At 52.1% G+C, this 6,923-nt stretch carries 8 protein-coding genes; 7 read left to right on the top strand and 1 reads right to left on the bottom strand.

The window, feature by feature from the left end:
- The first annotated feature begins 142 nt into the window (after window positions 1–142).
- From HMPREF2696_RS04425 to HMPREF2696_RS04405, 5 genes are all read left to right on the top strand, one after another.
- Window positions 143–802 (top strand): amino acid ABC transporter permease, encoded by a 660-nt coding sequence (locus tag HMPREF2696_RS04425; RefSeq protein ID WP_003748035.1) that lies wholly within the window; start codon window positions 143–145, stop codon window positions 800–802.
- Complete coding sequence (locus HMPREF2696_RS04420; protein ID WP_004519042.1) at window positions 792–1,460, top strand: amino acid ABC transporter permease; 669 nt, start codon at window positions 792–794, stop codon at window positions 1,458–1,460. The genes HMPREF2696_RS04425 and HMPREF2696_RS04420 overlap by 11 nt, the downstream gene beginning before the upstream one ends.
- Before the next feature lies 1 nt (window position 1,461).
- A complete protein-coding gene (locus tag HMPREF2696_RS04415; protein ID WP_004519043.1) occupies window positions 1,462–2,193 on the top strand; it encodes an amino acid ABC transporter ATP-binding protein in 732 nt (243 codons plus the stop codon).
- Between the two features lie 75 nt (window positions 2,194–2,268).
- On the top strand, window positions 2,269–3,123 hold the full coding sequence (locus HMPREF2696_RS04410) for an amino acid ABC transporter substrate-binding protein (protein ID WP_004519044.1): 855 nt from the start codon (window positions 2,269–2,271) through the stop codon (window positions 3,121–3,123).
- A 215-nt stretch (window positions 3,124–3,338) separates the two neighbouring features.
- Window positions 3,339–3,794 (top strand): four-helix bundle copper-binding protein, encoded by a 456-nt coding sequence (locus HMPREF2696_RS04405; RefSeq protein ID WP_039861878.1) that lies wholly within the window; start codon window positions 3,339–3,341, stop codon window positions 3,792–3,794.
- A gap of 61 nt (window positions 3,795–3,855) precedes the next feature.
- Here HMPREF2696_RS04405 and HMPREF2696_RS04400 read toward each other — a convergent pair whose 3' ends face one another.
- Window positions 3,856–4,389 (bottom strand): acyltransferase, encoded by a 534-nt coding sequence (locus tag HMPREF2696_RS04400; RefSeq protein ID WP_004519047.1) that lies wholly within the window; start codon window positions 4,387–4,389, stop codon window positions 3,856–3,858.
- Window positions 4,390–4,670: 281 nt separating this feature from the next.
- Here HMPREF2696_RS04400 and rpmE point away from each other — a divergent pair, with 281 nt between their 5' ends.
- Together rpmE and HMPREF2696_RS04390 are read left to right on the top strand one after the other, a co-directional pair.
- Complete coding sequence (gene rpmE, locus HMPREF2696_RS04395) at window positions 4,671–4,886, top strand: 50S ribosomal protein L31 (protein ID WP_003681847.1); 216 nt, start codon at window positions 4,671–4,673, stop codon at window positions 4,884–4,886.
- A gap of 235 nt (window positions 4,887–5,121) precedes the next feature.
- Window positions 5,122–6,780 (top strand): ArnT family glycosyltransferase, encoded by a 1,659-nt coding sequence (locus HMPREF2696_RS04390; RefSeq protein ID WP_070504185.1) that lies wholly within the window; start codon window positions 5,122–5,124, stop codon window positions 6,778–6,780.
- The last annotated feature ends 143 nt before the right edge of the window (window positions 6,781–6,923 follow it).

The following is a 6,923-nucleotide window of genomic DNA, read 5'->3' as shown; positions in this document are numbered from 1 at the left end:
GGCCGTCTGAAACGTTTCAGACGGCCTTTGCCTTATTCCATTTTTTATGTTTTATCCACAATCGATATTCCTATCCATTATTTAACACTCTCTTACAAACCCGTTAAAATACTGCCTTTATCATGCTGATTGTCTGACTCTGATGAACTGGTCTTATCTGATCGATGCCATCCCTAAATTTGTCGATGCGGCAAAGCTGACGCTGGAATTGTCGGTATATGGCGTCGTTTTGTCGTTGCTGTTCGGCCTGCCCGTTGCCGTGGTTACGGCATACCGCATCCGCCCCTTCTACGCATTGGCACGCGCCTATATCGAGCTGTCGCGCAATACGCCCCTGCTGATCCAATTGTTTTTCCTGTATTACGGCCTGCCGAAAATGGGCATTAAATGGGACGGTTTCACCTGCGGCGTGATCGCACTGGTTTTCTTGGGCGCAAGCTATATGGCGGAAGCCATCCGCGCCGGTATTTTGGCCGTCCCCAAAGGACAGATCGAAGCGGGCAAGGCCATCGGTTTGAGCCGCTTTCAAGTGTTCCGCTATGTCGAATTGCCTCAGGCATGGGCGGTCGCCGTTCCCGCCATCGGCGCAAACGTATTGTTTTTGATGAAAGAAACATCTATCGTCAGCGCGGTCGGCATTGCAGAATTGTTGTTCGTTACCAAAGACATCATCGGCATGGACTACAAAACCAACGAAGCCTTGTTCCTGCTGTTTGCCAGCTACCTGATCATCCTTCTGCCCGTTTCGCTTCTGGCGCGCTGGGCAGAAAACCGCGTACGGAGTGCAAAATATGGTGTTTGACTGGCTGTTTGAAGGACAAAACGCGGCACGCTTGGGCGAAGGCTTGTTGCTGACGGCGCAGATTTCCCTGGTCTCCGTTGCCGCCTCCTGCGTATTGGGTACGCTGTTCGGCTTGGTTTTACGTTCGCGCAACCAGCTCATCCGCTTTATCGGACGGTTTTATCTCGAAACCATCCGAATCGTACCGATTTTGGTGTGGCTGTTCGGCCTGTATTTCGGCCTATCCGTCTGGACAGGCATCCACATCGACGGATTTTGGGTCTGCGTCTGGGTATTTACCATGTGGGGCATCGCCGAAATGGGCGATTTGGTCCGCGGCGCATTGGAATCGATTGAAAAACACCAGGTCGAATCAGGCCTGGCACTCGGCTTGAGCCGCGGGCAGGTATTCCGCTACATCGAGCTGCCGCAAAGCATCCGCCGCGTATTGCCCGGCGCCGTCAATCTGTTTACGCGCATGATCAAAACCAGCTCGCTTGCCTCCCTTATCGGCGTCATCGAAGTCGTCAAAGTCGGTCAGCAAATCATCGAAAACTCGCTGCTGACGCAACCCAATGCTTCATTTTGGGTTTACGGCCTGATTTTTATGCTGTATTTCTTCTGTTGCTGGCCGCTGTCGCTGCTGGCGGCAAAACTTGAACAAAAATGGGAACACTGACATGGCTTTACTGAGCATCCGCAACCTGCACAAACAATACGGCAACGTAACCGCCATTCAATCCTTAGACTTGGACTTGGAAAAAGGCGAAGTCATCGTACTGCTGGGCCCGTCCGGCTGCGGCAAATCCACCCTCCTGCGCTGCGTAAACGGTTTGGAGCCGCACCAAGGCGGCAGCATCGTGATGGATGGAGTCGGCGAATTCGGCAAAGACGTTTCCTGGCAAACCGCCCGGCAAAAAGTCGGCATGGTCTTTCAAAGCTATGAACTGTTTGCCCACATGACCGTCATCGAAAACATCCTCTTAGGCCCGGTGAAAGTACAAAACCGCAACCGTACCGAAGCAGAGGCACAAGCCGACAAACTGTTGGAACGCGTCGGCCTGCTCGACCGCAAAAACGCCTATCCGCGCGAACTCTCCGGCGGCCAGAAACAACGCATCGCCATTGTCCGCGCCCTGTGCCTGAATCCGGAAGTCATCCTGCTGGACGAAATCACCGCCGCACTCGACCCCGAAATGGTGCGCGAAGTCTTGGAAGTGGTTTTAGAACTCGCTCATGAAGGCATGAGCATGCTCATCGTAACCCATGAAATGGGGTTTGCCCGCAAAGTTGCCGATCGCATCGTCTTCATGGACAAAGGCCGCATCGTCGAATCGTCCGACCCCGAAACCTTCTTCTCCGCCCCCAAAAGCGAACGCGCCCGCCAATTCTTGGCAGGCATGGACTACTGATTTTATTTTCAGGCCATCCGAACCCTTTTTCAGACGGCCTCCACTTTCAACCAAACATTTGAAAAGGAAACACTCATGCAATTGAATGCCAAATTCAAAGCCCTCCTCGCCTCCGCCGCCATCGCCGTCGGCCTGACTGCTTGCGGAGGCGGCTCCGGCGATGCCCAATCTTCACAAAGCAGCGGCGCGGCAACCGTTGCCTCCATCAAAGAAAAAGGCGTCATCCGTATCGGTGTATTCGGCGACAAGCCTCCGTTCGGCTATGTTGACGCCAACGGTAAAAACCAAGGCTTTGACGTTGAAATCGCCAAAGACCTGGCCAAAGACCTGCTCGGCAGCCCCGACAAAGTCGAATTCGTCCTGACCGAGGCCGCAAACCGCGTCGAATACGTCCGTTCCGGCAAAGTCGACCTCATCCTCGCTAACTTCACCAAAACACCCGAACGCACCGAAGCCGTCGATTTCGCCGATCCTTACATGAAAGTGGCCTTGGGCGTAGTTTCCCCCAAAGACAAACCGATTACCGACGTTGCGCAATTGAAAGACCAAACCCTTCTGGTCAATAAAGGCACTACCGCCGACGCCTTCTTCACCAAAAACCATCCTGAAGTCAAACTGCTGAAATTCGACCAAAATACCGAAACCTTCGACGCACTGAAAGACGGCCGCGGCGTAGCACTCGCCCACGACAACGCCTTGTTGTGGGCATGGGCAAAAGAAAACCCGAATTTTGAAGTCGCCATCGGCAACCTCGGCCCTGCCGAATTCATCGCCCCGGCTGTTCAAAAAGGCAACACCGACCTCCTGAACTGGGTCAACGGCGAAATCGCCGCCATGAAAAAAGACGGCCGTCTGAAAGCCGCCTATGAAAAAACCCTCTTGCCTGTGTATGGCGAGAAAGTCAAACCGGAAGAATTGTTGGCGGAATAAACCGACTATTTTCTCGGCAAAAAGTCACTTTCCCGTATTTCAGCCATCCGATTTGTGATTAATTTAAACAAATATCATATCTAACAACAGGCCGTCTGAACGTGTTATCGATACCTTCAGACGGCCTGTTGTTTAAAAACGAATAACATGATAACCTTTTAATAACGGATGAAATAATTCGTCCGATATTTCTACAAAGCAAAAAGGAAACTATGATGAACCGTCGTCAATTTATCGGCAGCGCCGCTGCTGTCTCTCTCACCGCCGCCGCTTCTTTTGCCCGTGCTCACGACCATGCACACCACGCCGGTCATGCTGGTCACGCGCACTCTGCACCGCGCGCCTACGAAGCTGCGCGCAAAGCAGCCGCACATTGCGTTGAAGCCGGCCAAATCTGCCTGGCGCACTGCATCGCCCTGTTGAGCGAAGGCGATACCTCCATGAAAGACTGCGCAGCCGGCGTCAATCAAATGTTGGCACTGTGCGGCACCTTGCAAAACCTCGCTGCCCAAAATTCACGCCTGACTCCGTCTTTGGCAAAAGTGTGCATCGAAGCCTGCAAACAATGTTCTGCCTCCTGCAAAGAACACGCCGGCCACCACGCTGAATGCAAAGCCTGCTACGAGTCTTGCTTGGCTTGCATTAAAGAATGCGAAAAAATTGCCGCTTAATCAATATTAAAAAAGGCCGTCTGAATTTCAGACGGCCTTTTATTTTGCTATTTTGTTTACGCTATTCGGCTGCAAGCTCTTGCTCATCGAGCAGATTTTTCCGAACAATCGCAGGATTGCCCGCAGCCACGCAATAAGGCGGCACATCTTTAGTAACCACCGAACCTGCGCCGATTACCGCGCCCTTACCGATGGTAACACCGCCCATGATAATCGCACGTCTACCAATCCAGACATCGTCTTCAATCACAATCGGGCGGATGTCCGTATAGCCTTCAAAGCGGCGGGTTTCAGGGTTGAATTTGTGGTTGGTCGAATAAAACAGGCATTCCGGCCCCATCATCACGTTCTTGCCGAGGGTCAAACCGCGGCAGATTTCGCAGTTTACGCCGATACCCGAATTATCGCCGACTACCGTATCCGGAAAGACGTATCCGCCTTTTTCAATATTGACGTTTTTACCGATGTTTGGAGAAATGCACGCAGCCAAAGCAGCACGGAATTTTTGCGCAATTCTGCCGAATGGTTTGCAATAAGACGGAGGCAACATTCCTCCCCAAACACGCAAAATGCACGTCAATATCCTTTTCCACATTGATTCCGTCTCCTGTTCGTACAAGCGTAAATATTATTCAGACTATTATTCTTCTTAAAGTTTCACATCTAGAGGAGGTTTTACATCCTCTTTTCAGTTAGATTACAGCCCGATTACACAACATTTGGTTTGAAACTCTATTCTAAACTGTTCTCGCCTGTTGCGAAACTGCCCTGCATACAAAATATCCTCTTGACGAAACAGCCAAAAATAGCGAAAATTCCACGCTTAACTGAAGTACAGGCAAAACCCCTGTGCCCGCTTAATCGAAAGGAAATCAAATGAAACAAGGTATTCACCCGAACTACCACGAAATCAACGTTACCTGCTCTTGCGGCAACAAATTCGTGACCAAATCCGCAATGGAAAAAGACAGCTTCAACGTTGAGGTTTGCTCTCTGTGCCACCCTTTCTACACCGGTACTCAAAAAATCGTCGACACTACCGGTCGTGTGGACAAATTCAACAACAAATTCGGCAACCTGTTCAAACGCTAATTGCCGCTTTGTCAAAAAGACTGCTTCGTGCAGTCTTTTTTGCATTCAGGCCGTCTGAAATATTTCTTTCAGACGGCCTGAGCTTTTTGTCGTCAACCTAATGCCATATCATTCCAAACACCCGATAAAAACGAGCCGTAAGCATTATTTTACAAAGCTCTCCGGTCCGGCATATCGCGCAAACCCGTCAAACCCTGTACCATTGCTATTCAAACCAACCGTTTTTTGACCTTCCATGCTGACTTACACACCGCCCGATCCGCGCCGCCCCCAAAAAACCCATGAAAAACCATGGCTTCTGCTGCTGATGGCCTTTTCCTGGCTGTGGCCGGGCGTGTTCTCGCATGACTTGTGGAACCCTGCCGAACCCTCCCTCTTTACCGCCTCCGAATCCATGAAAAACGGCGGCAGCCTGCTGGTTGCACAAATCTTCGGCCAACCCGATTTCACCATCTCCCCTGCTTTTTTGTGGGCGGCAACCGCATTCCAAACCCTGTTTTCGCCTTGGGCGGCCGATACCTATGATGCCGCGCGTTTTGCCGGTGTGGTATTCACCGCCATCGGACTGACCGCCTGCGGTTTTGCCGGTTTCAACTTTCTCGGCAGACACCATGGCCGCAGCGTTGTCTTGATCCTTATCGGCAGCATCGGTTTGCTGCCCATCGCCCACTTCCTCAATCCCATGTCGGCCGCTTTTGCAGCATTTGGATTGATTCTATGCGGCTTCTCACTGGCACGCCGCCGCGTCATTATCGCCATTTTGCTGTTGTGCAGCGGCTGGGTTTTACTCTCCCTCTCATCAGGCTATCTGCTGACCGCGGTCATGATGTTTTTAGCACTTGCCCTGTCGTTCCATTCTACTTGGCAAAGCAAACGCTATCTGCTGACCCTGATTGGCGCCATCGTCGTTTCCCTGCCCCTGCTGATTCTGTATCCGCTGGTTTTATCAAAAACCAATCCCGAATGGTTTGATATTTGGTTCAACCATTATTCCTTAGGCGTATTCGGCGGTTTCCATCAGATTCAGACGGCCTTCAACCTGCCCTATTATCTGAAAAACCTGCTGTGGTTTGCCCTGCCTGCCTGGCCGCTGGCAGCATGGACGCTCAGCCGCACGCGTATCCACGATAAAAATTGGGGCATTCTGAGCCTGTCGTGGCTGGTTATCATGACAGCCCTGCTCGCCATCAATCCTCAACGCCTGCAAGACAACCTCGTTTGGCTGCTGCCGCCGCTCGCCCTGCTCGGCGCGGCACAACTGGACGGCCTGCGTCGCGGTGCGGCGGCATTTATCAACTGGTTCGGCATCATGGCATTCGGTTTGATTGCCGTCTTCCTGTGGCTGGGCTTCTTCGCCATGAACTACGGCTGGCCTGCCAAACTGGCCGAACGCGCCGCCTATTTCAGCCCGTATTACATCCTCGACATCGACCCGATTCCGATGGCCGTCGCCCTACTGTTTACCCCGTTATGGCTCTGGGCGATTACGCGTAAAAACATCCGAGGCCGCCAAGCCGTGACCAACTGGGCGGCCGGCGTTACCTTGGCTTGGGCTTTGCTGATGACCCTGTTTTTACCGTGGCTCAACGCCGCCAAAAGCCATGCGCCGGTAGTACACCAAATGGAAGCCGCGCTTTCTTCCGAATTGAAACAGCAGCTTTCAGACGGCCTCGAATGTATCAGCATCGACAGCCAAGACCAGCGCACACGAATCGCGTGGACACAATACAGCCATATTAAAACCACGACCGACAACCCGACCTGCCGCTACCACCTCATCCGCCAAGCCGCCAACATCGGCGTACCTTCGGGCTGGCAAACCTTGTGGCAAGGCGCAAGACCGCGCAACAAAGCCGAGACTTTCCTATTCTTGGAGAAAACTTCAGCGCAATAAATCTGTGACACTAGCCATAAAGCTGAATATTCCTGCTACATTCAAATAAAAGGCCGTCTGAAAGAACTTTTATCCTTTCAGACGGCCTTTGACTCACTTTAACACCGCTTCCCGTACAATGGCCCTTTTCCCTTAATCTACCT

The organism is Neisseria sp. HMSC058F07 (assembly GCF_001810035.1).
Classification (GTDB): Bacteria; Pseudomonadota; Gammaproteobacteria; order Burkholderiales; family Neisseriaceae; genus Neisseria; species Neisseria perflava.
Note: the sequence above shows the minus strand (reverse complement) of the source record. Positions and strands in the feature narration are given on the sequence as shown.